The organism is Xanthomonas sp. JAI131 (assembly GCF_013410075.1).
Taxonomy (GTDB): Bacteria; Pseudomonadota; Gammaproteobacteria; order Xanthomonadales; family Xanthomonadaceae; genus Xanthomonas_A; species Xanthomonas_A bonasiae.
Map to the genome: position 1 here is coordinate 344,929 of NZ_JACCCN010000001.1, position 25,217 is coordinate 370,145.

Genomic DNA, 25,217 nt, shown 5'->3' on the forward strand with positions numbered 1-25,217 from the left:
GGTAGCGAAGAGACCGTGTATCCCATGCAACGCATTCGCTCGACCCCCCTCTCCCTGGCCCGCCTGCGCCGCGATCCGCGCAGCCACGCGCCTCGCCCGTTCTGCGCCGCCATCGCCGCGTTGTCGCTGCTGCCGGCATTCGCGCTGGCGGCAACGCCGAGCGCGGACGACTACCAGCGCGCGCAGGCGTTGAGCAGCCGCTACGAGGCGCTGGTCGACCACCAGCCGTCGCAGCCGGTGTGGTTGGACGCCGGGCATTTCCTGTATCGGCGTTCGCTGGCGCGGAGCGGTGCCGCACCGGCGATCGAGTACCGCCGGGTCGCGGTCGCCGACGGCCGCAACGAACCCGCGTTCGATCATGCGCGGCTGGCGGCGGCGATGTCCGCGGCCAGCGGCAAGCCGGTCGATGCGGCGGCGTTGCAGCTGTACGAGGTGAAGCTGGATGCGCACCGGCTGGTGTTCGAGAGCTATCGCGTGCGCTGGCAGTGCGATCTGCCGAAGTACCGTTGCACGCGCACCGAGATGGGCGCGTTGCCGCCCGATTCCTACGACATGAGCATCCCGCTCAAGCAGGGGCCGGCGTATGCGCAGGCGTCGCCGGACGGCAAGCGACGCGCCTGGGTCGAGGCCGGCAACGTGGTGGTCGCGCCAGCCGCCGGCGGTGCGTCGGTCGCGCTCAGTCGCGACGGCAGCGCCACCGAGTACTACGCGGCGGACAGCATCGCCTGGTCGCCGGACTCGACCCGGCTGGTCGCCTACCGGGTCAAACCGGCGCCGCTGCACACGGTGTACTACATCGAGTCGGCGCCGCCGGACCAGTTGCAGCCCAAGCTGCACCAGCAGATCTACGCCAAGCCCGGCGATCCGCTGCCGGTGTTGCAGCCGGTGCTGTTCGACCTGGCCTCGCGGCAGGCAACGGCGGTGCCGGCGACGCTGTTCCCGAATGCGTTCGCGCTGAGCTGGCCGCAGTGGCGCAGCGACGGCAGCGGCTTCACCTTCGAGTACAACGAGCGCGGCCACCAGCGCTACCGGGTCATCGAGGCGGACGGACGCAGCGCGCAGGCACGCACCCTGATCGAGGAAACCTCGCCGACCTTCATCGAGTATTCCGATCTCAGCGGCACCCACGAAGGCGGCGGCAAACGCTATCGCCACGATTTCGCCGATGGCGCGCGCACCCTGTGGGCCTCCGAACGCGACGGCTGGGAGCAGCTGTACCTGTACGACACGCGCAGCGGCGGCGCCCCGCGCCAGGTCACGCGCGGCGAGTGGGTGGTGCGCAAGGTCGAGCGCGTCGACGAGGCCGCGCAGCAGATCTATTTCACCGCTTCGGGCATGACCCCCGGCGAGGATCCCTACTACCGTCAGGCCTATCGCATCGGCCTGGACGGCAGCGGTCTGACTGCGCTGACGCCGGTGCAGGCCGACCATGAAGTCGTGCTGTCGCCGGACGGACGCTGGTTGCTCGACCTGTATTCGCGCGTGGACCTGGGCCCGGTGCTGGAATTGCGCCGCAGCACCGACGGCGCGCTGGTACAGCAGGTCGAGCGCACCGACCTGACCCGGCTGCGCGCCGCCGGCTGGGTGCCGCCGCTGCCGTTCCACGCGCCCGGCCGCGACGGCAAGACCGAGATCTGGGGCGTGATCCATCGCCCGCAGGGGCTCGATCCACAGCAGCGTTACCGCGTGGTCGAGAACATCTACGCCGGTCCGCACGGCTCGTTCGTGCCCAAGACCTTCAGCGCGCGCGTGCCGGCGCTGACCGGGCTCGGCTTCGCCGTGGCGCAGGTCGACGGCATGGGCACCAACAACCGCTCGCGCGCGTTCCACGACGTGGCCTGGCGCAACCTCAAGGACGCCGGTTTCCCCGATCGCATCGCCTGGCACCGCGCCGTGGCGGCGCAGTATCCGTGGTACGCGATCGAACAGGGCGTGGGCATCTACGGCACCTCCGCCGGCGGCCAGAGCGCGCTCGGCGCGTTGCTGTTCCATCCGGAGTTCTACGTCGCCGCGGTGGCCAATTCCGGCTGCCACGACAACCGCATGGACAAGATATGGTGGAACGAGCAATGGATGGGCTGGCCGGTCGGGCCGTGGTATTCGGCCTCGTCCAATGTCGACAACGCCGCGCGACTGCAGGGGCACCTGCTGCTGGTGACCGGCGACATGGACCACAACGTCGATCCGGCCAGCACCTTCCAGGTCGCCGATCGGCTGATCAAGGCCGGCAAGGATTTCGATCTGCTGGTGGTGCCGGGCGGCGACCACGGCGCCGGCGGCGACTATGGCCGGCGCCGCCTGGCGGACTTCTTCGTGCGCTGGCTGCAGCAGGCGCCGACGCCGGACTGGAACCGGCAGGCGGCGGCATCGGTGCCCGTCGCGCACTGAGGGTTGCGCGCGTGCCCGCGTGAGCTGGCGCGCGGCATGTGGCGGTGGCTGCGACACATCGCAACATATCGACAAATTTCCACGTCAAAGGCGACGTTTTTCCACAAGACGCTGACCCTGCCGACGTGAAACTCTGCAGTTGCGGTGCGTAGCGACGCGCAACGGGTTCTTCCCGGGGCGCGAAGACGCGCAACGGTTTTTTCCGATGCGCGACACGCGCACCGCATTCTGCGCCGTGCGGGGATGCACGGCCTCCATCGATCGATGCAGGTTCTCGCTGCCATGCGCAGCGAGAGCACGGCGTCGTGCGGCCTGGATTTGCGTGCAGGCCGCTCAACCGAGAGATAGTCCATGCGCGACGTTCGTTTGCCTTCCCCATTTCCGGCCTCCGCCTGTCGCGATCGACGCGGACACGGGCGCACGCTGCTGTGCGCCGCGATCGGCATGGCGCTGCTCGCCGCGCTGCCGGCGGCGGCGCAGGAGGCGACCACCGTGCGCGATAGCGCCACCGCGGCCGCCGACGGCAGCGACAGCGCCGCCGACGCCAAGACCCTGGACAGCGTGGTCGTCACCGGTTCGCGCATCCGTCGCAACGACGCGCTGGACGGCCCCACGCCGCTGACCGTGATCGGCGCCGAGCAGATCCGCGCAGCCGGCTATACCGAGATCGCCGATGTGGTCAATCAGCTGCCGAGCCTGGCCCTGACCCAGACCAGCCAGACCAGCAACCTGGCCGGCAATCCCGGCATCAACGCGCTGGACCTGCGCGGCATGGGGACCCAGCGCACCCTGGTACTGGTCGACGGCCGCCGCCAGGTGCCGGCGATCCCGGGCACCTCGGCGGTGGACGTGAGCAACATCCCCTCCAGCCTGGTCGAACGGGTGGAAGTCATCACCGGCGGCGCCTCGGCGCTGTACGGCGCCGACGCGGTCACCGGCGTGGCCAATTTCATCCTGAAGAAGGATTTCCAGGGCCTGGACGCCAGCGCGCGCTATGGCATCTCCAGCCGCGGCGACATGCGCAGCAACAGCGTCGACGCGCTGTTCGGGCACAACTTCGCCGACAACCGCGGCAACGTGACCGTCTACGGTTTCTACGAGCGCGAGCCCGATTCGGTGTCCGGCCAGGACCGTCCGTGGACCGCCACCGGCTACCCGATGTACACGCGCAACAACCGCAACCAGCGCTACTGGATCTCCGACAACAACCGCAACATCAACAACGCCGAGGACGCGCAGTTGATCCTCGGCGGCCGCCACTATGCGATGACCGCCGATGGCCAGCTGCGTGCGCCGGTGCTCGGCCCGGGCGGCTACGTCAACAGCGTGCCGCTGAGCCTGGCCGATCCGTCCACCGCACTGGGCAGCCTGCTCACCGACGGCGGCGAGTACGGCGGCCGCTACGACTCGTGGTATCTGGCGGTGCCGTCGGATCGCTTCGCCAGCCGCGCCACGCTCAACTTCGATTTCAGCGACAGCCTGCGCTTCTTCGCCAACGTCGGCTATTCGCGTACCACCTCGCAATCGGCGTGGCGCGCGTTGAGCGCGTTCGGCAGCGAGGCGGTGCCGGCCGACAGCCCGTTCATCACCGACGAGATGCGCGCGGCCAACGGCGGCACGATCACCGACGGGGTCTACTTCGCGCGGCATTTCGACGACGAACTGGGTCAGGGCGGCAGCCAGTACCGGCGCCAGCTGCTGCAGGGCGTAGTCGGCCTGGAAGGCGACTTCAGCCTGGGCGGCCGCGCCTGGAACTACAGCGCGTACTACTCCTACGGCCGCACCGAGCAGCGCAACCGCGACATCGATACGGTGTCCTACACGCGCTATTACCTGGCGGTGGATTCCACCGCCGGCGCCGACGGCAGCGCGATCTGCCGCAGCACGCTCACCGACCCGGGCAACGGCTGCGTGCCGTTGAACCCGTTCAAGCGCCTGACCGCGCAGGAGATCGGCTACCTGCGCTACACCTCGGACTGGGCCACCACCACCATGACCCAACAGGTGCTGTCGGCCTATGCCTCCGGCGGCATGTTCGACCTGCCTGGCGGCGAAGCGCAGATCGCGTTCGGCGGCGAGTACCGCAAGGAGCGCAACGACATCGGCGCGATCGCCCAGTACGATCCGGCCAATCCGGCCTACGACGCCAGCCTGGGCACCACCCAGCTGCCGCTGGTCGGGCAGTACGACGTCAAGGAACTCTACAGCGAACTGCATCTGCCGCTGCTGGCCGACAGGCTGTTCGCGCAGCGCCTGGGCGTGGACGCGGCGGTGCGCGTGTCCGACTACAACACCGCCGGCCGCACGGTCACCAACAAGTTCGGCATCGACTGGGCGCCGATCCAGGACATCACCCTGCGCGGCACCTACGGCAAGGCGGTGCGCGCGCCCAACATCGGCGAGCTGTACACCGCCAGCAGCATCGGCGGCATGTGGATCACCGACCCGTGCAACACCTACAACCAGCGCTACCGCACCGACCGCAGCCAGTACACCGCGGCCAACTGCACGCAGCTCAATCCGTCGGACAAGAGCACCTACTGGCTGTATCGCGACATCATCACCAAGGGCAACCTGGACCTGGCCAACGAGACCGCCAAGACCCGCACCGTCGGCATCGTGCTGCGTCCGCGTTTCCTGAAGGATTTCTCGCTGTCGGTGGACTACTACAACATCGACCTGCGCGGCGCGATCGATTCGTTCCCGGCGCAGACCATCATCAACAAGTGCGTGGACGCGCCGACCCTGGACAACCAGTTCTGTTCCTTCGTCAGCCGCGACGCCGACGGCAACCTGCTCAACGTGGTGACCCAGAAGCTCAACCTGTCGCGCTACCTGACCCGCGGCGTCGACTTCTTCGCGCAATACCGCTACGACCTGGCGGAGCGTTGGGGCCAGAATGCCGGCGCGCTGTCGTTCGACCTGAACTACACGCACCTGATCCGCCAGGACTACACGCTGGATCCGGACCAGCCCGAGGACGTCACCCGCTTCGCCGGCGTGTTCGGCTCGCCGTCCTGGAAGGGCGTGCTGCGCGGCACCTGGTCCAATGCGCATGCCGGTGCGACCTGGTCGCTGCGCCACTTCTCCAAGATGCGCAACAGCACCGAGATCACCGATACCGACTACCAGAAGGTGTGGACCGGCAATGTGTTCTACAGCGACGTGTCCGGCTACTACCGGCTCAAGTCAGGGCTGGAAGTGTTCGGCGGGGTCAGCAATCTGTTCGATCGCGCGCCGCCGCGGGTGCCGGGGGCGGAGGCGGGCGGCGCCAACTTCGAGCTGGGCTACCACGCCGGCGTGTACGACGTGATCGGGCGCATGTACTACGGCGGGATCCGCCTGGCGCTGTGAGCGGCGGGCGCGATTCGGCACAAATCCGCATGTTCGCGCAGCCGTGGCGACAAGACGCGATGACGTATCGATGACACAGTGGCGACAGGCCGCCCGTTCGTGGCCGCGGTCGGGCCTGCGCCTGCCGCCGCCAAGCGCAAAGGAGCAAGCAATGCCGTCTCGCCTTTCCCCTCGGTTCTCCGTGACCATCCATTCGCGCGGTGCCCGATGAGCGCGCGCTCCGGACATGTCCACACGGCGCACTGCGCGCACACCGCGTCCGCGGACGCGGCGGCGGCGCTGGATCCATCGCGGCGCCGTTTCCTGCAATGGAGCGCATTGGCCGTGGCCGCGGGATTGCTGCGTTTCCCGCTGGATGCCGCCGCGTCCAGCGCCGGTGCCGTGCAGGCGCTGCCGCTGAAGCAGGTCACGCTCAAGCCGTCGCTGTTCCTGGATTCGCTGCAGACCAACCGCCGCTATCTGCTGGAACTGGAACCGGACCGCCTGCTGCACAACTTCCTGCAGTACGCCGGCCTGCCGCCCAAGGGCGAGGTCTACGGCGGCTGGGAGGGCGACACCATCGCCGGGCACACGCTCGGCCACTACCTCAGCGCGCTGGCCAAGATGCATGCGCAAACCCGCGATGCGGTGCTGCGCCAGCGCATCGACTACATCGTCGCCGAGTTGGCGCGTGCGCAGGCCAAGGACGCGGACGGCTACGTCGGCGGGCTCACCCGCAAGAACGACAAGGGCACCATCGACAACGGCAAGGTGGTGTTCGAAGAGGTGCGCCGCGGCGTCATCAAGGGCAGCAAGTTCAATCTCAATGGCAGCTGGTCGCCGCTGTACACGGTGCACAAACTGTTCGCCGGCCTGCTCGATGCGCACGAACTGGCCGGCAACGCGCAGGCGCTGCAGGTGCTGCTGCCGCTGGCCGGCTATCTGGGCGGGGTGTTCGACGCGCTCGACCACGCGCAGATGCAGACCCTGCTGGACACGGAGTTCGGCGGCCTCAACGAGTCCTACATCGAACTGGGCGCGCGCACCGGCGATCAGCGCTGGGTCGCGCTGGGCAAGCGCCTGCGGCACGAGAAGGTGATCGATCCGGCCGCGGCCGGCCGCGACGAGCTGCCGCACATCCATGCCAATACCCAGGTGCCCAAGTTCATCGGCGAGGCACGCCAGTTCGAGGTCGCCGGTGATGCCGACGCGGCGGCGGCGGCGCGTTTCTTCTGGGAGACGGTGACCGGGCACTACAGCTACGCGATCGGCGGCAATGCCGACCGCGAGTATTTCCAGGAACCGGACACCATCGCCGCGTTCCTGACCGAGCAGACCTGCGAGCACTGCAACAGCTACAACATGCTCAAGCTGACCCGGCACCTGTACCAGTGGACGCCGCAGGCGCGCTATTTCGACTACTACGAGCGCACCCTGCACAACCACACCATGGCCGCGCAGCATCCGGCCACCGGCATGTTCACCTACATGACGCCGATGATCAGCGGCGGCGAGCGCGGCTTCTCCGACAAGTTCGATTCGTTCTGGTGCTGCGTCGGCAGCGGCATGGAGGCGCACGCGCAGTTCGGCGACTCGATCTATTGGCAGGACGCGGCCTCGCTCTACGTCAACCTGTACATCCCCTCGACCCTGGACTGGCCCGAGCGCGATCTGGCGCTGGAGCTGGACAGCGGCGTGCCGGACAACGGCAAGGTGCGGTTGCAACTGCGCCGCGCCGGCGCACGCACGCCGCGCCGCCTGCTGCTGCGGTTGCCGGCCTGGTGCCAGGGCGGCTACACGCTGCGCGTCAACGGCAAGGCCCAGCGCGGCACGTCCGCCGACGGCTACCTGGCGCTGGAGCGGCAGTGGCGCAGCGGCGACGTGATCGAACTGGAGTTGGCGATGCCGCTGCGCCTGGAGCATGCCGCCGGCGATGCCGACACGGTGGTGGTGATGCGCGGTCCGTTGGCGCTGGCCGCCGATCTGGGCCCGGTCGCCGATCCCTACGATGCGCCGGACCCGGCGCTGGTGGCCGCGGCCGATCCCTTGGCAGGGTTCGCCGAATTGCCGCAGTCCGGGCATTTCCTGGCCGCCGCCACGCAGCCGCCGGGGCTGACCTTCGTGCCGTTCTACGCGCAGTACGAACGCCGCAGCGCGCTGTACTTCAAGCGCATGGCGCCGGCGCAATGGGCGCAGGAAGCGGCGCGGCGCGCGCGCCAGCAGGCCGAGCGCGCCGCGCTGCAGGCCACCGCGGTGGACATGATCCAGTTCGGCGACGAGGCTTCCGAACAGGCGCACAAGCTGCGCAGCGATACGTCCTTCGGCGGCGCCTACCGCCGCCAGCAATGCCGCGACGTGCGCGGCAAGGGCTTCGTCGAGTTCCAGATGAAAGGCAGCGCGCAGCCGCTGGCGTTGCGCCTGCGTTTCTGGGGCAGCGACAAGGGCCGCTTCAACATCCTGATCGACGGCAAGCTGGCGGTGGAAGTGCAGGTGGACCGCAGCCAGGTCATCGACTTCGTCGATCGCGATTACGCGTTGCCGCCGGCGCTGACCGGCGCCAGGCAATTGACCTTCCGCATCGAGCCGCAGCACGGCGATACCGCCGGGCCGCTGTTCGGCGGTTGGTTGATCCCGGCCGCGCGCGCGTGACGGCTGCGGCAACGCACGCAGGCGGCGCTGGCGTCGCGCCCTGAAAGGAACCATCGATGGCGTCACGCTCGCGCTTCGCTTTTCCCGCCCGTCGCTGGCTGTGGCGCGGCCTGCTCGCACTCGCCGTGGCTGGCTGCGGCAGCTGCGCGCACGCGCCGCCGCCGGCCGCGGCGATGGCGCCGGCCAGCCCGCTGCACGGCATCTGGGTGATCGCGCAGGGGCCGTCGTTTCCCGGTCCGCGTTACCTGCGCATCGTCCAGCGCGACGGCCAGGCGCAGGGCAGCATCACCACCGATTGGTATGGCGACGTGCCGATGCAGCAACTGCGCATCGACGGCGACGTGGCCCATTTCCAGATCGACAACGGCAATCCGCGGCTGCCGGCGCAGCCGTGGACCGCGACCCTGGAGCACGGCCAGCTGCACGTGGCCGGCCGCATCTGGGACGAGCAGGTGGACGTGCGCGCGAGCCGCGGCAGCGAGGCCGATGCGGCTCGGCTGGCGTTCCCGGTCGCGCCGCTGCCGGCCTATGCCGCACTGCCGGTCGACGGCCTGGCGAAGACCCCGCCGCTGGGTTGGAGCAGCTGGAACCGCTTCGCCGAGCACATCGACGACGCCACCGTGCGCCGCATCGCCGATGCGATGGTTGCCTCCGGATTGCGCGATGCCGGTTACGTCTACGTCAACATCGACGACGGCTGGCAGGGCCAGCGCGACCGCGACGGCGTACTGCAGCCGAACGCGCGTTTTCCCGACATGCGCGCGCTGGCCGACTACGTGCACGGCAAGGGGCTGAAGCTGGGCCTGTACAGCTCGCCCGGTCCCAAGACCTGCGCCGGCTACACCGGCAGCTACGGCCACGTCGAACAGGACGCGCGCACCTGGGCCGGCTGGGGCGTCGACTACGTCAAGTACGACCTGTGCTCGGGCGAGGGCATCTTCCGCGAACCGCAACAGGTGCGCCGCGCCTACCTGCAGATGGGCCAGGCGCTGCGCGCGAGCGGACGGCCGATCGTCTACAGCCTGTGCCAGTACGGCCGCGACCATGTCGGCCAGTGGGGGCGCGAGGTCGGCGGCCATCTGTGGCGCACCACCGGTGACATCGAGGACACCTACGCGAAGATGGCCTCGATCGGTTTCGACCGCAACGGCGATCCCGCCGACGCCGGGCCTGGCGGCTGGAACGATCCGGACATGCTCGAGATCGGCAACGGCGGCATGAGCGCGGACGAGTACCGCACGCACCTGGCGCTGTGGGCGCTGTCGGCGGCGCCGTTGCTGCTCGGCAACGACCTGCGGCAGATGACGCCGGCGACGCTGGCGCTGCTGCGCAACCGCGACGTGCTGGCGATCGACCAGGATGCACTGGGCGTGCAGGGCAGGGCGGTGCGCAAGGACGGCGCGATCGAGATCTGGCGCAAGCCGCTGGCCGATGGCGGCGTCGCGCTCGGCGTGTTCAATCGCGATGCGCAATCGCATCGTGTGGCGCTGACGGCGGAGGATGCCGGCACCGCGCTGCGCGGACGCCGTTGGCGCGATCTGTGGCGCGGCGGCAGCCATCCCGCCGGCCAGCTGCGCGACGTGCAGGTCGCGGCGCATGGCGTGGTGTTGTTGCGGCTGTCGCCGCCGATCGCGCACCCGCATTGAGTTCGGCAGGAAGGCAGCGACGCGCCAGTACCGGCGCGGTCCGTCCTGCCTGCGCGCCTGCCTGCGTGTTGCGCGCGTGGCACGGTTTTGCGATGGATGACATCCATCGCCACGGAACGACACGCGTTGTGCCGAGTTCCACGTAGCGCGACGCCGGCATGCACCGGCTCCCTGGCTGAACCGAAAGCAACGGGCATGCATGCCCGTGGGCTGCCCGATCGCGCCGCCGTGTCGCGACCATGCGTTATTCCGCATGCAGAACCGCTAATTGCGACAAGACGCGGGCCGTGGTTACGGGCACATTGTGATTGCATCGTTAAAACGTGATGACCTTTTGCTTTCCGGCCAGCGGCCGGTGCGCGGGACAGGATCCGCCACCGCCCTTCGCCACCCACCGCAGGACCGGGGATCTGCGCACGTGCAGCGTGCGAAGGACAGCAAGCATCCCCGCGATTGCGTCCGGCCTTGTCAAGCCGCGGCGCAGGATGCGTATCACCGGCGCCGCTGTTGCAGCGTCGTCCTCATCGCATGTTCCGCCGTTGGCGCAAGCCGGCGCGGACCCGTTCGGCCCACCGTTTTCGCTTACGCCACGTGTCGCCATCGCTCAGGAGATCTCCATGTCGTTTCCGCACGCACCCCATCCTTCCCATCGCCGCGCACCGGTGCCGCAACCGCTGGCACTGGCCGTGGTCGCCGCCTTGTCGCTGGGCACCTCCTGGTCGGCGCTGGCACAGGAGGCGAGCGCGGACGACGGCAAGACCCAGACCCTGGACAGCATCGTGGTCACCGGTTCGCGCCTGCGCCGGGTCGATACCGAGACCGCCAATCCGGTGGTGACCATCAACCGCGCGCAGATCGAGGCGACCGGCAAGGCCACGCTCGGCGACCTGGTGCAGGAACTGCCGTCGATCGCCGGCAACGCGACCAACCCCAATACCAACAACGGCGGCGGCACCGGCGCCTCGACCATCTCGCTGCGCGGCCTGGGCGAGAAGCGCACGCTGATCCTGGTCAACGGCACGCGCCTGGCCAGCAACGACGTCAACGCGATCCCGGCGACGATGATCGAGCGCGTGGAGGTGCTCAGCGACGGCGCCTCGGCGGTGTACGGCTCGGACGCGATCGGCGGCGTGGTCAACTTCATCCTGCGCAAGGGCTTCGACGGCATCGAGGGCACCACCGACTTCGGCACCAGCTCGCGCAGCGACGGCAACCGCCGCAACTTCTCGCTGACCGCCGGCAAGACCAGCGAGCGCGGCAGCATCGTCGCCGGGCTGTCCTACCACAACATCGATCCGGTCTCGGCCGGCGAGCGCAGCTATTCCAAGGATGCGCTGTCGCTGATCGACGGGGTGCCGGTGAAGCAGGGCTCCTCGGCCACGCCGACCGGCAGCATCAGCTTCGACGAAGGTTCCGCCCAGTCCAAGGCGCTGGCGGCGAGCAACGGCTGTTCGCGGGTCACCTTCAACGGCGGCAGCAGCAGCCCGACCAATGCCAGCCAGTACCACTGCTACGTCGCCTCCACCGACTCCTACAACTACCAACCGTACAACCTGCTGCAGACCCCGCAGGAACGCACCAACGCCTTCGTGCTCGGCAGCTTCCGCTTCAACGATCACCTGGAAGGCTACGTCAACACCTACTTCAGCAAGACCACCTCGTCCTCGATCATCGCGCCGATCCCGATCTTCGCCAACGGCGACAACTTCCTGGTCTCGGCCGACAGCTACTACAACCCGTTCGGGGTCAACTTCGGCACCGACCGCAGCACCGGTACCTCGTACAACAGCTTCAACACCCGCGCCACGGTGCTGGGCAACCGCCGCTACGAGTACAACACCTACAATTTCCAGATCAATCCCGGCCTGCGCGGCAGCTTCGGCGACAGCTCCTGGCAGTGGGACGCCAGCGTCAACTACGGCAAGGTCAAGCAGAAGTCGATCAACTACGGCTTCCTCGACTACGCCGGCTTCAACGCCGCGGTGGGTCCCTCGTTCCTGGACAGCGACGGCACGGTCAAGTGCGGCAGCGCCGGCGCGGTGATCGCCGGCTGTACCCCGATCGACGTGTTCAACCTCAACAGCGAGAGCAACAAGGCCGCGCTGGAAGCGCTGGTGGTCAACCCGATCGTCACCAGCGTCTACACGGTCAAGCAGTTCGAGGCCAACGCCAACGGCAACCTGTTCGACCTGCCGGCCGGCACGGTGAGCCTGGCGGCGGGCGTCTCCTACCGCAAGGAAAGCACCTCCACTTCGGCCGATGCGCTGTGGACCGGCGACGAGAACGGCATGTGCGGGGTGATCGAATTCTGCGCCACCGTGCTAGGCGGCAGCTTCAGCGTCAAGGAGGCCTATGCCGAGGCGCTGTTCCCGCTGCTGGCCGACCTGCCGCTGGTGCATTCGCTGAACCTGACCGTCGGCAGCCGCTTCTCCGACTACGACACCGTCGGCAGCAAGACCAACAGCAAGGTCTCGCTGGAATACCGTCCGATCGAGAACCTGCTGCTGCGCGGCACCGTGTCGCAGGTGTTCCGCGCGCCGAACATCAACGAGCTGTACGCCGGCGTGGCCGGCGATTCGCCGTCGGTCAACGATCCGTGCAACGGCTACACCGGCGGCCATGCCGCGGCCTGCGCCAACGTGCCCACCGACGGCAGCTACCAGCAGGCCGACAACCAGGTCGGCGCCAAGGCGTCCGGCGCGGTGGTGGCCGGCTACCAGCTCAAGCCGGAGACCGGCAAGTCCTACGACTTCGGTGTGGTCTACGATCCGGGTTGGCTGGATGGCCTGTCGATGAGCGCGGACCTGTGGAAGATCAACCTGCAGGACACCATCACCCAGGTGTCGGCGCAGACCGTGCTCAACCAGTGCTACGCCAATGCGTCCAGCGCGTTCTGCGCGCTGATCCACCGCAACGACAACGGCACCATCAACTACATCGCCGAGCCGACCGTGAACCTCGGCAAGCTGTGGGCCAGCGGCGCCGATTTCAGCCTCAACTACCGCCTGCCGGACACCGCGTGGGGCAGCTTCAACGCCAGCCTCAACGGCACCTACGTGATCCGCTACGACATCAACCCGGATACCACCGACGCCAGCACCGTCACCATCCACAACGCCGGCAAGTACACCTACGCCTACGGCAATTTCCCGCGCTGGCGCGGGCTGGGCACGCTGAGCTGGAACCTGGGCGACTGGAGCGCATCGTGGCGCATCCGCTACATCGGCAGCACCGAGATCGGCAGTGCCGATACGCGGCAGGGGCTGTCGGCCGACGCCGACCAGGCCGCCGTGGTGCGCGGCATCGGTTCGTACGTGTATCACAACGTGCAGGTCGGCTATAACGTCAAGCCCTGGCACACCCGCCTCGAGCTGGGCGTGGACAACCTGGCCGACAAGCAGCCGCCGCTGTACTACGCCAACAACGTCACCAACGCCAACACCGACGTGGCCACCTACGATCTGCTCGGTCGCTACTACTGGGCGCGGGCGACGGTGAAGTTCTAAGCCTGCGTTCGCTCAGTCCGAACCAGGGTGTTGCAGACGCCGTTTCCGATTGGCGTCTGCTGACGCTTCGATGTAGTGATGCGCGATGTCGGCGGCAGCCTGTACATGGCTGCCGCCGGTGCCGAGCAGATCCGCCGTGGGGCGCTTTGGCACGATTTTCAGGGTGTAGCGATCAACGTCCATGGCGCTCGCTTGCTGCGCGAATGTGACGGCGCCTACTACTTGTTTGATGAGTGCAAGACTGCCGGTAGATCGGCGACCGCTGCAGTCCCGGCAATCCCATCGATCGGCGTGATGCCTGGTCGCCGTTGACGCTGGACGGCCAGGGCTTTGGATCGATTGGCGCGGTGCCTGGTCGCCCGCGCAGCTGTGAGGTGAGGTGGGGCGAGATACTCGTACCGCCGCCGAGCTGCATCGGCTTATTCCAGCAACTTCAGCAGGTCCCGATGCAGGTCGCGTGGAATCCGCACGCCCTCGCGAAGGCTGCGTGCGCGCGCCTGATAGCGGCGTTGCGAAGGCAGCCGTGCACCGGTGTCCTGGTAGGCGGCGAAGAAGGTTTCGGCGCGTGCCATGTGCGTGGCCCACTCCGCACCGAGGAAGCGCAGCGGGTCCAGCGCCAGGATCAATTCGCCGTGATAGGGCGAGGCGCCGGCGCCGGCATCATGTGCCAGCGATTCGGCGCTGGTGAGATCGCCGATCAGCGGCCCGGCGATCAGTTCGATCATCGCCGACAGTGCCGACCCTTTGTGCCCACCGAAGGTCAGCATCGCGCCACCGCCGCCGGCGACCACGTTCGGATCGGTGCTCGGCTTGCCTTCGGCGTCCACGCCCCAGCCTTCGGGAATCGGCAGACCGGCGCGGCGGTGCAATTCGATCTCGCCGCGTGCGACCGCGCTGGTGGCGAAATCGAACACGAAGGGAAGCGCGTCAACGCGCGGCCAGCCGAACGCGAGCGGGTTGGTTCCCAGCAAGGGCGTATGGCCGCCTGCCGGCGTGACCCAGGCATGGCTGGGATTGCAGATCAGCGCGACCAGCCCGGCCTCGGTGATGCGTTCGACTTCCGGCCACAGCGCGGAGAAATGCACGCAATGGTTGATCGCCAGCGCCGCCAGCCCATTGCCGCGCGCCTTTTCGATCAGCGACGGCAGCCCGCGCTCGAACGCCAGCAGCGAAAAGCCACCGCATGCATCGACGCGGACGATGCCGGGTGCCTGATCGTGCACGACCGGCTCGGCATCGCCCACCACCTTGCCGTTGCGCAGCGTCGCCACGCAGCCCAGGGTCCGGTACAGCCCATGCGATGCGCAGCCGTCGCGTTCGCCCGCGACGATCGTGGCGGTGAGGGTGCGCACATGCGCCGAGCCGAAGCCGGCATGGCGCAGGATACGTTCGACCAGCGCGGTGGCCTGGTCCAGGGACAGTGCGACGGGATCGCTGGTGTTCATCGAAAAGGCGCGGACGGGAATGGCCTGGATTCTCACCTGTGTCGCGCTTTGTGAAAACCCTCGGGCTACCGAACGAGACGGGGTTCTTCAGGGCTGACCATGAAGGGTCAAGCCGATAAACGAAGCCGGCACGATGCCGGCTTCGTTCTTCCACGTGCTTGGTCCGTGCCGCAGTCTTACGCCGACAACTCCAACAACAACTTGTTGAGCCGACGCACATACGCAGCCGGATCCTTCAGACTGTCACCCGCGGCCAACGCAGCCTGGTCGAACAGCACCCGCGCCAGGTCGCCGAAGCGTTCGCCGTCGGCTTCCGCGTCCAGCTTCTCGATCAGCGGATGCGCCGGGTTGAACTCGAACACCGGCTTGCTCTCCGGCAGTTTCTGTCCACTGGCTTCCAGGATCTGCCGCATCTGCAGGCCCAGGTCGCCCTGGCCGATGGCCAGGATCGCCGGCGAGTCGGTCAGGCGGTGCGACACACGCACTTCCGAGACGTCCTCGCCCAGCGCCCGCTGGATGCGCTCGACCAGGCCCTGCTTGGCCTTGGCCGCTTCTTCCATGGCCTGCTTCTCTTCGTCGCTGTCGAGCTTGCCCAGGTCCAGGTCGCCGCGCGCGACGTCGACGAAGGACTTGCCGTCGAACTCGGTGAGGTAGCTCATCAGCCACTCGTCGATGCGGTCGGTGAGCAGCAGCACTTCGATGCCCTTCTTGCGGAACACTTCCAGGTGCGGGCTGTCCTTGATCTGCGCGTAGCTCTCGCCGCTCAGGTAGTACAGCTTGTCCTGGCCTTCCTTCATCCGCGCGACGTAGTCGGCCAGCGCCACGCTGTGCTCGGCGTCGCCGCTGTGGGTGGAGGCGAAGCGCAGCAGGCCGGCGATCTTCTCGCGGTTGGCGAAGTCCTCGGCCGGGCCTTCCTTCAGCACCTGGCCGAAGTTCTTCCACACGCTCTTGTAGCGCTCGGGTTCGTCCTTGGCCAGCTTCTCCAGCATGTCCAGCGCACGCTTGGTCAGCGCCGACTTCATCGAGTCGATCACCGGGCCGGACTGCAGGATCTCGCGCGACACGTTCAGCGGCAGGTCGCTGGAATCGACGATGCCCTTGACGAAGCGCAGGTACAGCGGCAGGAACTGCTCGGCCTGGTCCATGATGAAGACGCGCTGCACGTACAGCTTGAGCCCGCGCGAGGCGTCGCGCTGGTACAGGTCGAACGGCGCGCGCCCGGGCACGTACAGCAGCGAGGTGTAGTCGAGCTTGCCTTCGACCTTGTTGTGGCTCCACGCCACCGGGTTCTCGTGGTCGTGCGCGATGTGCTTGTAGAGTTCCTGGTATTCCTCGTCCTTGATCTCGTTGCGCGGCCGCGTCCACAGCGCGCTGGCGCGGTTGACGGTTTCCCACTCCGGCGTTTCCGGCTTGTCCTTGTCCTCGCCGTGGTGTTCCTTGGGCAGTTCGATCGGCAGGGCGATGTGGTCGGAATACTTGCGCACGATGCCGCGCAGCTTCCAGCCGTCGGCGAAGTCTTGCTCGCCTTCCTTCAGCTGCAGCACGATGCGGGTACCGCGCTCGGGCTTGTCGATGGTGGCGACCTCGAACTCGCCTTCGCCGCGGGAGGACCAGTGCACGCCTTCGCTGGCCGGCAGCCCGGCGCGGCGGCTGTACACGTCGACCTGGTCGGCGACGATGAAGGCGCTGTAGAAGCCCACGCCGAACTGGCCGATCAGGTGCGAATCCTTCTTCTGGTCGCCGGACAGGTGCTTGAGGAAGTCGGACGTACCGGACTTGGCGATGGTGCCCAGGTGCGAGACGATCTCCTCGCGGCTCATGCCGATGCCGTTGTCGTCGATGGTGACGGTGCCGGCGTCCTTGTCGAAGCCGATGCGGATGCGCAACTGCGCATCGCCGTCCAGCAGCTCCGGCTTGACCAGCGCCTCGAAGCGCAGCTTGTCGGCCGCGTCGGAGGCATTGGAGATCAGTTCGCGCAGGAAGATCTCTTTATTGGAATACAGCGAGTGGATCATCAGCTGCAGCAGCTGCTTGACCTCGGTCTGAAAGCCCAGGGTTTCTTTTTGGGTTTCCACGCTCATCGGTGCTTGCTCCATGGGTGATGGCTGGCCGCGCGGAGGAGGGCGCGACTCTGCCAGCGGAGATGGTGGCGGCCAGGCCCGGCTTCAAGCGCCAGCCGGCGCGAGCGGGCGCCATGGCGCTGGTCTATCATCCGGGCCCCGTTCCGTGCCGCCGCCGTCGATGCCGATCCCGTGCCCGTTGCCCCCCGATTCCCGGCCGTCGCGAGGCCGCCGATGAGCCGCGCCGGCGCGGGCCAGGTACGCATCATCGGCGGGCGCTGGCGCAACACGCGGCTGCCGGTGCCGGACCTGCCGGGCCTGCGCCCGACCTCCGACCGGGTCCGCGAGACCCTGTTCAACTGGCTGCTGCCGGCGCTGCCCGGCGCGCGCGTGCTGGACCTGTTCGCCGGCAGCGGCGCGCTCGGCCTGGAGGCGGTGTCGCGCGGCGCGGCCTCGGCCTGCCTGGTCGAACGCGACCCGGCGCTGGCCGCCGGCCTGCGCGCCAGTGTCGCCAGGCTGCAGGCGCAGGCGCAGATCCAGGTGGTGCAGGACGACGCGCTGCGCTGGCTGGCGGCGCCTGGCGCCGACGCCCCGGCCGACATCGCCTTCGTCGACCCGCCGTTCGCCGACGGGCTGTGGGATGCGGTGCTGCAGCGGCTGCCGGCGCGGCTGGCCGCCGACGCCTGGCTGTACCTGGAGTCGCCGGCCGGGCAGGCGCCCGCAGTGCCGGCGCCGTGGGCGCTGTACCGCGAGGGCGGCAGCCGCGAGGTCCGCGCTGCCCTGTACCGGCGCACCGCTGCTACACTTCCCGGCGACCTTCACGCGGTATCCAACGCATGACCGTGGCCCACAGCCGCATCGCCGTCTACCCCGGCACCTTCGATCCGATCACCAACGGTCACATCGACCTGGTCAACCGGGCCGCGCCGCTGTTCGAGCAGGTGGTGGTGGGCGTGGCGCAGAGCCCGTCCAAGGGACCGACGCTGCCGCTGGAATTGCGCGTGAGCCTGGCCCGCGAGGCGCTGGCCGGGCACCGCAACGTGGAGGTGATCGGCTTCGACACGCTGCTGGCGCATTTCGTGCGCTCGGTCGGTGGCGGGGTGCTGCTGCGCGGCCTGCGCGCGGTGTCGGATTTCGAATACGAGTTCCAGATGGCGAGCATGAACCGGCATCTGATCCCGGAGGTGGAGACGCTGTTCCTCACCCCGGCCGAGCAACACAGTTTCATTTCGTCGTCGCTGGTGCGCGAGATCGCGCGGCTGGGCGGGGACGTGTCCGGCTTCGTGCCGCCGTCGGTGGTGCAGGCGCTGGTCCAGGCCCGCCAAGCCGCGGCGCAGCGCTGAGCCGTCCGCCATTCACAGACAACAAGGGAGCCATCCATGAAGAACACCGTACGCGTGCTGCTGATCGCCTCGCTGGCACTGGGCTTCACCGCCTGCAAGAAGGAAGAGGCCGCCGCGCCCGCCGCCGACGCGCAGCCTGCGCTCACCGTGCCGTCCAAGGACGACGATGCCGGCTGGAAGAAGTACCTGCAGGAAGTGGCGCTGCAGAACATGGGCACCATCACCAACAGCCCGTTCCTGTACTACCTGCCGCCGGAGTCGGATGCGGACTTCCAGGCCAAGTACGATCGCCAGGTCGAAAGCGCCACCACCGCCATCGGCCGCGGCATCCAGCCGGGCAACATGCTGGCGTTCGGCTCCTCGGCCTCGGCCAAGATGGCCGACCTGATCGCCGCCGCCTTCGCCAAGGTCGAGCCGAACACGATGAAGGGCGTGCGCGTGGTCTACATCGGCAACGCCGCCGACAACGCGCGCGTGCAGACCGTGATCCAGCCGACCGGCGCCGAGTACATCTTCGTCGAAGCGAAGTGATGCAGCGCCGGCGTGCCCGCCCGGGCGCGCCGGCCCACGCGGCCCGCCAGGCGTTCGGCGCGGCGGGCCGCCTAGGGCGGCGGCCATCTGCGGCCGCCACCCGCTGCGGCTGAGGCAAGCTCAGTCGCCTGCGCTAGCGCCGAACGCATGGCGATGCCTGCCGACCCACTCTCCGATCGTCGCAGGACGAAATCCTTGCAGTGCCGGCTGTGCCTGGAACGGCGCGGCCAGGATCGCATCGGCCTGGCTCGGGTGCGTGGCGAAGAAGTGGAACTTGGACGCCACCTGCCGGCCGCTTCCCGCGCCCAGCGCCGCATCGACCTCGCGCTCGAACGCCTCCAGCGGCTGCGTGCGGTACACGACGCGCCGCCCGAGTGCGGCCGACAGCCGCGCGGCGAATTCCTCGCCGACCACGCTCTCCGGCCCGGCGATGCGGTGCCTGCCGCCATCGACGCCGCGCTCGAGCAGGCTCAGCGCCGCCTCGGCGCAGTCCTCGGCCGAGGTCCAGGCGATCGCCTGTGTCGCAGCGATCGGCGGCGCGAACACGCCATGGTCGACGATGTCCGCGCGCGCCGACGGCTTCAGCAGATTGTCCAGGTACAGCGTCGGCCAGACGCTGGGGAACGGCAGCCCTGTGCGCTGGGCCAGGTCCTCGAGCTGCGCATTGGCGACGAAGCTCGGTTCGCTGCAGGGGGCGGGCAGACGCGCGCTCGCCAGTTTCAGGACGAACGAGCGCAGCCGACACGCGGTGATCGCCGCCAGCGCATGTCCGGCCTGGGCCAGCATCGCCGGTTCCGGTCCGGTGGGAATCTGCAGCACGGCATGGGCGATGCCCGCGCTGGCGGCGCGCAGCGACGCCGGATCGCGCAGGTCGCCCTCGGCAAGCTCGACGCCGAGGGCGGCCAGTGCCTGTGCGCGGCGGCGGTCGCGGACCAGCGCCCTGACCTGGAAGCCGCGGCGCAGCGCGGCATGGACGACGGCGGCGCCTTGCACGCCGTTGCCGAGATAGACGAGCAGCGAGCGGGAGGGATGCATGGATGACATGGAACGGCTCCTGGGATGGCGGATCCGCCGGAGCTGCAGGGTCGGCATGCTCACGGACAGACCCCGGGCATGGACGAAACGCGGGGACTGTCGGGGGATCGCGCGCGGCGCGCGGACCAGAGCTTCCCGGCACAGACAGGGAAGGGCTTGGGCCTACCGAGACCAAGCCAGCCATTTTCGACGGCGCGACTGTAGGCGCCGCGAGGCGCAGGTGTCAACGCCGCAGGCGTGCGTCGCGAGGCCAGCGCCGACCGCCGCCGCGCGCCAAGGCGACGTTGCGTTCCGCGCGCTCGCTGCGCCCTTCGCGGGGGCGCGCGGCCCGATCCGGTAAGATACGCGGGTTAGTGCCGAATCCAGCGAAATGTCCCTCAAGATCAACGAGCTCTGCGTCAACTGCGACGTCTGCGAGCCGGCCTGCCCGAACCAGGCCATCGCGATGGGCGAGACGATCTATGTGATCGATCCGGCCCGCTGTACCGAATGCGTCGGCCATTTCGACGAGCCGCAGTGCGTGGTGGTGTGCCCGGTCGAATGCATCGACCCGGATCCGGCGATCCCGGAAAGCCACGACCAGTTGCTGGCCAAGCTGCTGCAACTGCAGCGCGATCATCCCGAGTTTTACCGACAGGAGCCCCCCGCCGCATGAGAACCCTCGTCCGCCGTGTCCTGCTGCTCGCCCTGGTCCTGACGCCGCCGGCGTGGGCCGAGGCGCCGGTCGTTGCCGCTGCCTCTGCCGCACATCCGCCCGGCGCCGCCGTCGCCAGCGGCCATCGCCTGGCCACCGAGGCCGGCCTGCAGATCCTGCGCGAGGGCGGCAACGCGTTCGACGCGGCGGTGGCGGTGTCCTCGACGCTGGCGGTGGTCGAGCCGATCAGCTCCGGCCTGGGCGGCGGCGGCTTCTTCCTGCTGCACGACGCCAAGACCGGCAAGGACGTGATGCTGGACGCGCGCGAAGTCGCGCCGGAATCGGCGACCGCCGACAAGTTCCTGGATGCCAAGGGCGCGCTGGACCGCGACCGCTCGGTCAACGGCCCGTGGTCGGCCGGCATTCCCGGCCTGCCTGCGGCGCTGGTGGAACTGGCGACCAAGCACGGCAAGCTGCCGCTGCAACAGTCGCTGGCGCCGGCGATCCGCATCGCCCGCGACGGCTTCCCGGTGTACCGGCGCATGGCCGAGGGCTACCGGTCGCGGCGCGAGGTGATGGAGCGCTATCCCGGCACCCGCGAGGTGTATCTGCGCAACGGCAAGCCGATCGCCGAAGGCGACCTGTTCAAGCAGCCGGAGCTGGCCAACACGCTGCAGTTGCTGGGCGCCAAGGGCTTCGACGGGTTCTACCGCGGCGCCACCGCCAAGAAGCTGCTGGCCGGGGTCAAGCAGGCCGGCGGCCACTGGACCGCCGAGGAGCTGGCCGGCTACACGGTCAAGCAGCGCACGCCGATCCGGTTCGACTACAAGGGCTGGAGCATCACCACCGCGCCGCCGCCGTCGTCCGGCGGCATCGCCCTGGCCAGCATGCTGCAGATCCTGGAAGGCTACGACCTGAAGGCGATGGACCCGGTGCACCGCACCCACCTGGTGGTGGAGGCGATGCGCCGCGCCTACCGCGATCGCACCTTCTTCCTCGGCGATCCGGACTTCACCGCGGTGCCGCAGCGCGTGCTGCTGAGCAAGGACTATGCGGTCGGCCTGCGCTCGACGATCAATCCGGAGAAGGCCACACCCAGCGATCTGCTGTCGGGCCAGCCGACCCCGCTGGAAGACGACGAGACCACCCATTTCTCGATCATCGACGGCGAGGGCAACCGCGTCGGCGCGACCCAGACCGTGAACCTGCTGTTCGGCTCCGGGCTGATCCCCAAGGGCACCGGCGTGCTGCTCAACGACGAGATGGACGACTTCGCGCTCAAGCCGGGCACGCCCAACGCGTTCGGGGTGATGGGCTACGAAGCCAACGCGCCCAAGCCGGGCAAGCGTCCGCTCAGCTCGATGACGCCGACCTTCATGGAGAACGCCGACAAGACCATCGTGCTCGGCACCCCGGGCGGCAGCCGCATCATCACCATGGTGCTGCTCGGCATCCTCGGCTACGACGACGGCCTGAGTGCGCAGCAGGTCGCCGCGTTGCCGCGCTACCACCACCAGTGGCTGCCGGACGTGATCGAGGCCGAGACCGGCACCTTCGACGCGGCCACCGTGCAGGGCCTGCAGGCGATGGGCCATGCGCTCAAGCTGCCGGGCGACAGCGCCGAGGGCGGCCGCGGTTCCAGCCATGTCTGGGGCAACCTGCAGACGGTGGAGTGGGACAAGCGCAGCAACACGCTCAGCGGCGGCAGCGACCCGCGCAACGAGGTCGGCAGCGCCGAAGTCCTGCAACTGGCAGCGCCGGCGCGCTGAGCCGCCCGCTTTTGCGAATCCCAATCCCGAATCCCGAATCCCTGCAATGAAGCTCTGGTCCATCCAAGGCAACTCCCAGAAACTCGACGGCGGCGCGATGTTCGGCAACGCGCCCAAGGCGATGTGGCAGCAGTGGGCCGCGCCCGACGACGGCAACCGCATCGCGCTGGCCTGCCGCGCGCTGCTGGCGCGCCCGCTGGCCGGCAAGACGGTGCTGTTCGAGACCGGTGTCGGCGCGTTCTTCGCGCCGGCGCTGCGCGAGCGCTACGGGATCCAGGAAGAGCGCCACGTGCTGCTGGAGTCGTTGCACGAGGCCGGCGTCGCGCATACCGACATCGACGTAGTGGTGCTGAGCCACCTGCACTTCGACCATGCCGGCGGGCTGTTGGCGCCATGGCGCGAAGGCGCCGCGCCGGAACTGCTGTTCCCGAACGCGCGCTTCCTGGTCGGCGCGGCGCACTGGCAGCGCGCGCTGCAGCCGCATCCGCGCGACCGCGCCAGCTTCATTCCCGAATTGCCCGGCCTGCTGGAGGCCAGCGGCCGCCTGGAGCTGGTCGACGGCGACTATTCGCACAGCCTGGGCGAGGCGGTGCGTTTCCGTTTCAGCGACGGGCACACGCCGGGGCTGATGCTGGCCGAGATCGTCGGCGCGCAGCAGGTCGAGGGCCAGGCGCATGGCGGCGTCGCCTTCTGCGCCGACCTGATCCCCGGGCGCTCCTGGGTGCATGTGCCGATCACGATGGGCTACGACCGCAACGCCGAACTGCTGATCGACGAGAAGCGCGCGTTCCTGGAAGACGCGCTGGCGCGCAACGTGCACCTGTTCTTTACCCACGACCCGGACTGCGCGCTGGCGCAACTGGCGCGCGACGGCAAGGGCCGTTTCGTCACCACGCACGAGCTGCCGTCGCTGCAGGCGCGGTCGCTGGCGGCTAGGGCGCCAGCCCCGATCGCGTGACAGGCCGCAGGCGCCGCGGCATTCCGGCTGGCGGCTGAAAGCGCGCCGCGCCGCGCTTGCAGCCGTCATCGCGGCCGGCCAGTATCGGCGCATGAACCTGCCTACCGCCTTGCGTTGCCTGCTTCTCGCCTGCCTGGTCGTCGGTGGCTGCGCCTCGCGTTCCGAGGATGCCGCCATGTCGCCGATCCGGCTCAACCAGGTCGGCTATCTGCCGGCCGCCAGCAAGCTCGCGGTGGTGCCCGATGGCCACGGCGACGCCTTCGCGGTCGAACGCGCCGACTCCGGCAAGGTGGTGCTGCGCGGCAGACTGGGGCCGGTGGCGACATGGGCGCCGGCGCAACAGGCGGTGCGCATCGCCGATTTCTCCGCGTTGCGGGAACCGGGCCGCTATCGCCTGCGCGTGGACGGGCTGGCGCCATCGGACAGCTTCGCCATTGCCGCCGACGCCTACGACGCGGTGACGCGCGCGGCACTGAAGGCCTATTACTTCAACCGCGCCAGCACCGCGCTGCCCGGCGAGTACGCCGGCCGCCACGCGCGCGCGGAAGGGCATCCCGACACCCACGTGCTGGTCCATGCCTCGGCGGCCTCGCCGGGACGTCCGGCCGGCACCGCGATCTCCGCGCCGAAGGGCTGGTACGACGCCGGCGACTACAACAAGTACGTGGTCAATTCCGGCATCACCGTGTACACGCTGCTGGCCGCCTACGAACAATTCCCGGCCTACTTCGCCGCGCAGAAGGAAGGCATTCCGGACAGCGGCGGCGGCGTGCCCGACATCCTGCGCGAGGTCGACTGGAACCTGCAGTGGCTGCTGGCGATGCAGGATCCGGGCGACGGCGGGGTCTACCACAAGCTGACCAACCTGGACTTCGGCGGCATGCAGATGCCCGACCAGGCGCGCGCGCCGCGTTACGTGGTGCAGAAGAGCACCGCGGCCACGCTCGACTTCGCGGCGGTGATGGCCCAGGCCAGCCGCATCTACGCCCCGTTCGACGACCGCTTCGACGGCGTGTCCAAGCGCATGCTGCAGGCCTCGCGCCGCGCCTGGGCGTGGGCGCAGGCGCATCCGGATGCGGTCTACCGGCAGCCGGCGGACGTGCATACCGGCGGCTACAACGACGACAAGCTCGACGACGAGTTCGCCTGGGCGGCGACCGAACTGTACCTGGCCACCGGCGAGGACGCGTTCTACGACGCGGCGATGGCGCGCAACGTGCCGGCGAGCGTGCCGAACTGGGGCTCGGTCGGCGGGCTGGCGTGGATGTCGCTGGCGCAGCACCGCACGCGGCTGACCGCGCACGCGGACCAGGCGCGCATCGCGCACGAGATCGACAGCGTGGCCACGCACTTGCTGCATGCCTGGCAGGGCTCGGCGTGGAAAGTGGCGATGGCCCCGGGCGACTTCCATTGGGGCAGCAACAGCACCGCGCTGAACCAGGCGATGCTGCTGCTGCAGGCCTATCGGCTGCAAGGCAAGCCGGAGTACCTGCAGGCCGCGCAGTCGCAGCTGGACTACGTGCTCGGGCGCAACCCGCTGGGCATGTCGTTCGTGACCGGCATCGGCGCGCGTTCGCCGCTGCACATCCACCATCGCATCTCCATCGCCGATGGCGTCGCCCTGCCGGTGCCGGGCCTGCTGGTCGGCGGTCCGCAGCCGGGCCAGCAGGACGCCCGGGAGTGCAAGCACGCCTACGCCTCGTCGTTGCCGGCGCTGTCCTACCTGGACCAGGAATGCAGTTATGCCAGCAACGAGGTGGCGATCAACTGGAACGCGCCGCTGGTGTACGTGAGCGCAGCGCTGCAGAACCTGCAGCGCTGAGCGTGGTGCGCCGGCGGTGCCGGCGCTGCGTGGTGGCCGCCGCGCCGTCGCCTGACGGCTGCATCTCGCTTGCCGATGCTCGCTGCCGCCGCGGCGGC

General features: G+C 68.9%; 16 protein-coding genes. 12 read left to right on the forward strand and 4 right to left on the reverse strand.

Features of this window, described 5'->3' with window-relative positions; genetic code table 11:
• Positions 1–24: 24 nt before the first annotated feature.
• The 5 genes from HDC36_RS01455 to HDC36_RS01475 all read left to right on the forward strand — a co-directional run bounded on the left by HDC36_RS01455 (position 25) and on the right by HDC36_RS01475 (position 13,522).
• Positions 25–2,388 carry a S9 family peptidase gene (locus tag HDC36_RS01455; RefSeq protein ID WP_255432561.1) on the forward strand — a complete coding sequence of 788 codons (2,364 nt, stop codon included), beginning with the start codon at positions 25–27 and terminating at the stop codon, positions 2,386–2,388.
• Positions 2,389–2,832: 444 nt separating this feature from the next.
• On the forward strand, positions 2,833–5,742 hold the full coding sequence (locus tag HDC36_RS01460) for a TonB-dependent receptor (RefSeq protein ID WP_218847969.1): 2,910 nt from the start codon (positions 2,833–2,835) through the stop codon (positions 5,740–5,742).
• 207 nt (positions 5,743–5,949) lie between these two features.
• On the forward strand, positions 5,950–8,370 hold the full coding sequence (locus tag HDC36_RS01465; protein WP_179563894.1) for a glycoside hydrolase family 127 protein: 2,421 nt from the start codon (positions 5,950–5,952) through the stop codon (positions 8,368–8,370).
• 56 nt (positions 8,371–8,426) lie between these two features.
• A complete protein-coding gene (locus tag HDC36_RS01470; RefSeq protein ID WP_179563895.1) occupies positions 8,427–10,016 on the forward strand; it encodes a glycoside hydrolase family 27 protein in 1,590 nt (529 codons plus the stop codon).
• Positions 10,017–10,633: 617 nt separating this feature from the next.
• Positions 10,634–13,522: a TonB-dependent receptor gene (locus tag HDC36_RS01475; protein ID WP_179563896.1), complete on the forward strand. Its 2,889-nt coding sequence runs from the start codon at positions 10,634–10,636 to the stop codon at positions 13,520–13,522.
• 12 nt (positions 13,523–13,534) lie between these two features.
• Here HDC36_RS01475 and HDC36_RS01480 read toward each other — a convergent pair whose 3' ends face one another.
• The 3 genes from HDC36_RS01480 to htpG form a co-directional block, all read right to left on the reverse strand.
• On the reverse strand, positions 13,535–13,705 hold the full coding sequence (locus tag HDC36_RS01480) for a hypothetical protein (protein WP_179563897.1): 171 nt from the start codon (positions 13,703–13,705) through the stop codon (positions 13,535–13,537).
• Positions 13,706–13,941: 236 nt separating this feature from the next.
• Positions 13,942–14,967 carry an Ldh family oxidoreductase gene (locus HDC36_RS01485; protein ID WP_179563898.1) on the reverse strand — a complete coding sequence of 342 codons (1,026 nt, stop codon included), beginning with the start codon at positions 14,965–14,967 and terminating at the stop codon, positions 13,942–13,944.
• Between the two features lie 176 nt (positions 14,968–15,143).
• Positions 15,144–17,048 (reverse strand): molecular chaperone HtpG, encoded by a 1,905-nt coding sequence (gene htpG, locus HDC36_RS01490; RefSeq protein WP_179563899.1) that lies wholly within the window; start codon positions 17,046–17,048, stop codon positions 15,144–15,146.
• Between the two features lie 213 nt (positions 17,049–17,261).
• On the opposite strand from htpG, the gene rsmD reads away from it, so the two are divergent.
• The 3 genes from rsmD to HDC36_RS01505 are packed head-to-tail and all read left to right on the forward strand — an operon-like array spanning position 17,262 to position 18,901.
• On the forward strand, positions 17,262–17,867 hold the full coding sequence (rsmD, locus tag HDC36_RS01495) for a 16S rRNA (guanine(966)-N(2))-methyltransferase RsmD (RefSeq protein WP_179563900.1): 606 nt from the start codon (positions 17,262–17,264) through the stop codon (positions 17,865–17,867).
• Positions 17,864–18,370 (forward strand): pantetheine-phosphate adenylyltransferase, encoded by a 507-nt coding sequence (gene coaD / locus HDC36_RS01500; protein ID WP_179563901.1) that lies wholly within the window; start codon positions 17,864–17,866, stop codon positions 18,368–18,370. The genes rsmD and coaD overlap by 4 nt, the downstream gene beginning before the upstream one ends.
• Positions 18,371–18,406: 36 nt before the next feature.
• Entirely contained in the window at positions 18,407–18,901 is a 495-nt protein-coding gene (locus HDC36_RS01505) for a hypothetical protein (protein WP_179563902.1), read from the forward strand.
• A gap of 120 nt (positions 18,902–19,021) precedes the next feature.
• On the opposite strand, the gene HDC36_RS01510 is transcribed toward HDC36_RS01505, so the two are convergent.
• A complete protein-coding gene (locus HDC36_RS01510) occupies positions 19,022–19,945 on the reverse strand; it encodes an NmrA family NAD(P)-binding protein (protein WP_218847970.1) in 924 nt (307 codons plus the stop codon).
• A 361-nt stretch (positions 19,946–20,306) separates the two neighbouring features.
• Here HDC36_RS01510 and HDC36_RS01515 point away from each other — a divergent pair, with 361 nt between their 5' ends.
• The 4 genes from HDC36_RS01515 (at position 20,307) to HDC36_RS01530 (ending at position 25,119) form a co-directional block, all read left to right on the forward strand.
• Positions 20,307–20,591 carry a YfhL family 4Fe-4S dicluster ferredoxin gene (locus HDC36_RS01515; protein WP_179563903.1) on the forward strand — a complete coding sequence of 95 codons (285 nt, stop codon included), beginning with the start codon at positions 20,307–20,309 and terminating at the stop codon, positions 20,589–20,591.
• Complete coding sequence (ggt, locus tag HDC36_RS01520; protein ID WP_179563904.1) at positions 20,588–22,339, forward strand: gamma-glutamyltransferase; 1,752 nt, start codon at positions 20,588–20,590, stop codon at positions 22,337–22,339. The genes HDC36_RS01515 and ggt overlap by 4 nt, the downstream gene beginning before the upstream one ends.
• A gap of 46 nt (positions 22,340–22,385) precedes the next feature.
• Entirely contained in the window at positions 22,386–23,297 is a 912-nt protein-coding gene (locus HDC36_RS01525) for an MBL fold metallo-hydrolase (RefSeq protein ID WP_179563905.1), read from the forward strand.
• 91 nt (positions 23,298–23,388) lie between these two features.
• The gene (locus tag HDC36_RS01530) at positions 23,389–25,119 is read left to right on the forward strand and encodes a glycoside hydrolase family 9 protein (RefSeq protein ID WP_179563906.1); all 1,731 of its coding nucleotides are present in this window, start codon (positions 23,389–23,391) and stop codon (positions 25,117–25,119) included.
• The last annotated feature ends 98 nt before the right edge of the window (positions 25,120–25,217 follow it).